This window comes from Actibacterium sp., from assembly GCF_041584535.1.
Classification (GTDB): domain Bacteria; phylum Pseudomonadota; class Alphaproteobacteria; order Rhodobacterales; family Rhodobacteraceae; genus Actibacterium_D.
Genome location: NZ_JBFHDW010000337.1, coordinates 1 through 2,529 on the forward strand (window position 1 = coordinate 1; position 2,529 = coordinate 2,529).

General features: G+C 61.4%; 4 protein-coding genes. 1 reads left to right on the forward strand and 3 read right to left on the reverse strand.

Annotated elements, in window-relative coordinates:
- Window positions 1-435: DUF1638 domain-containing protein (locus ABYW26_RS13260; protein WP_372605390.1), on the forward strand; the 435-nt coding region annotated here is incomplete at its 5' end.
- On the opposite strand, the gene hflX is transcribed toward ABYW26_RS13260, so the two are convergent.
- From hflX to ABYW26_RS13275, 3 genes are all read right to left on the reverse strand, one after another.
- Entirely contained in the window at window positions 432-1,718 is a 1,287-nt protein-coding gene (hflX, locus tag ABYW26_RS13265; protein WP_372605393.1) for a GTPase HflX, read from the reverse strand. The two genes, ABYW26_RS13260 and hflX, sit on opposite strands and share 4 nt — an antisense overlap.
- Entirely contained in the window at window positions 1,715-1,948 is a 234-nt protein-coding gene (gene hfq, locus ABYW26_RS13270) for an RNA chaperone Hfq (RefSeq protein WP_372605391.1), read from the reverse strand. Before hfq ends, hflX begins: the two co-directional genes overlap by 4 nt.
- A gap of 140 nt (window positions 1,949-2,088) precedes the next feature.
- A partial coding sequence (locus ABYW26_RS13275; protein ID WP_372605392.1) for a potassium transporter TrkG occupies window positions 2,089-2,529 on the reverse strand: 441 nt, incomplete at its 5' end.

Sequence of the window (2,529 nt, forward strand, 5' to 3'; positions counted from 1 at the left end):
CAGGCGGTGGCCCGGCACCGCGATGCCTTTGATGAGATTTTCGTAGTCTATGCCGATTGCGGCACCGGCGGCCAGTTGCAGGCATTGTGCGACCGGCTGGGCCTGAAAATGATCGACGGCCCGCATTGCTATAGCTTTTTCGAAGGCAACGCTGCCTTTGCCGCCCATGGCGAAGGCACGGCCTTTTACCTGACCGATTTTCTGGTCAAGCAATTCGATGCCTTCGTGTGGAAGCCGCTGGGTCTGGACCGCTATCCCGATCTGCTGCCGACCTATTTCCGGCATTACGACCGGCTGATCTATCTGGCCCAGACCGATGATCCGGCGTTGGAGGCCAAGGCGCGCGACTGTGCCGCGCGCCTGCAGTTGGACTATGAGCGGCGCCTGACCGGCTATGGCGATCTGGAGACCGCCTTGGCCGGGATCAGCCGCTAAAGATCGCGAAAGCGTTTTTCCTGCCGCGCGGTCCACAGCACGTTCAGGTCATAACCCTGTTCGGTCTGGTCCTCGGACTGAACCACGCCCTGCTCATATAGCCACGCCCGCTTGCGGCCATCGGCAAAGCCAAGGTGCAATTGCCGCTCGGTCTTGACCTCGTCAAAGGTTTCGGACACCGCGTCCAGCAACAGATCCACGCCTTCGCCGGTCTGGGCTGAAATCGCGAAAATTGCCGCCTCGCGCCCCGATTTCGCGTGCATCGCGGCGCGGCGGTCCTCGGACAGAAGGTCGATCTTGTTCCAGACCTCGATCACCTGAGTTTCGCTGGAAACCCCCAATTCGGTCAGGATCGCCTGCACATCGCGCGCCTGAGCGTCGGTGTCGGGATGGGCCACGTCGCGCACATGCAGGATCAGGTTCGCTGACAGCACCTCTTCCAGCGTGGCGCGGAAGGCCGCGACCAATTGCGTCGGCAGGTCCGAAATAAAGCCCACCGTGTCCGACAGGATCACCTTGCGCCCTGACGGCAAAACCACGCCGCGCATCGTCGGGTCCAGCGTGGCGAACAGCATGTCCTCGGCGAACACATCCGCGCCGGTCAACCGGTTGAACAGCGTCGATTTCCCGGCGTTGGTATAGCCGACCAGCGCCACAACCGGGAACGGCACCTTATCGCGCGAGGCGCGGTGCAATTCGCGGGTTTTCGCCACTTTGGCCAGTTGCCGGCGCAAACGGACGATCGCCTCGTCGATGGCGCGGCGGTCGGCCTCGATCTGGGTTTCGCCGGGGCCGCCGACAAAGCCCAAACCACCGCGCTGACGCTCAAGGTGGGTCCAGGCGCGGACCAGCCGCGTGCGCTGATAGCTGAGCGCGGCCAGATCGACCTGCAACACACCTTCGCGGGTGCGGGCGCGGTCGGCAAAGATTTCAAGGATCAGACCGGTCCGGTCCAACAGTTTGACGTTCCACGCCTTTTCCAGATTGCGCTGTTGCACCGGCGTGACATGGCCGTCGATCAACACCAGATCGACCTCGGCCTCTTCCAGCTTCTTGCGCAATTCCTCGATCTTGCCCGAACCAAACAGCCACCCGGCCCGCATCTTGGGCAGCGGCACGATGTTTGAACCTACGACTTCGAGATGCGGCAAGGCCGCGGCCAAAGACACGGCCTCATCCAGCGCAGGCTTTGCCGGCCTGCGGTCGCGATCTGAGGAAATGTCGGGATGCAGCACCCAGGCGCGCGTGACGCTGGTGCCGTGAACGATGTCGCCCGTGATTATTCCTCGCCGTCGTAAAGATTAACCGGCTGCGACGGCATGATGGTCGAAATCGCATGCTTGTAGACAAGCTGCGACTGGCCATCACGGCGCAGAAGCACACAAAAATTGTCAAACCAGGTGATCACACCCTGCAGTTTGACCCCGTTGATCAGGAAAATAGTGACTGGAACCTTGGTCTTTCGGACATGATTAAGAAACGCATCCTGTAGGTTCTGTTTGTCGGCAGCCATTGTTTTTCTTGCCTTTTTTCAGCTTTGGCCCCTGCGATGGGGGGCATCTAATCGCATAGATACGCAGAGTATGGAGTGACCCCGCCCGAGATTCCAGCCCAAATATCAGGCATTTAACGGACGATGTGCGACGGGGGGGATTATTGTCTCCAGAATTCCGGGTTCAAAAGGGCGATGATCGCCAGCGTTTCCAGCCGTCCCAGCACCATCGCACCGGCCAAAATCAGTTTCGCCGCCGGGCCCAGCGTTGAATAATAGATCGGCACTTCGCCTGCGACTTCTGCCAGAGGCCCGGTGGTCGCCAACGCCGCAACGGTCAGGATCGTGCTGTCCTCGAACCCCAGCCCGGTCAGCGACAGCGCCGACATGACCACGGCAATCGACAGCGCGAACAGCATGAAGAAAATCCACGCCACGAATGCGCCCTGCCGCCGGATATGCCGCGCCAGCGCCCCCGATCCGCCGACCGAGGACGGATGCACCAGCTTATCCATCTCGCGCATCCCGTGCTTATACAGCGCATAGACCCGCAACAGCTTGACCCCGCCCGCCGTGGTCGCCACCCCGCCGCCGATCAGCGC

What these genes read in the sequence shown, in the direction of transcription:
- hfq (WP_372605391.1), bottom strand. Translation starts at nt 1,948, where the DNA reads ATGGCTGCCGACAAACAGAACCTACAGGATGCGTTTCTTAATCATGTC.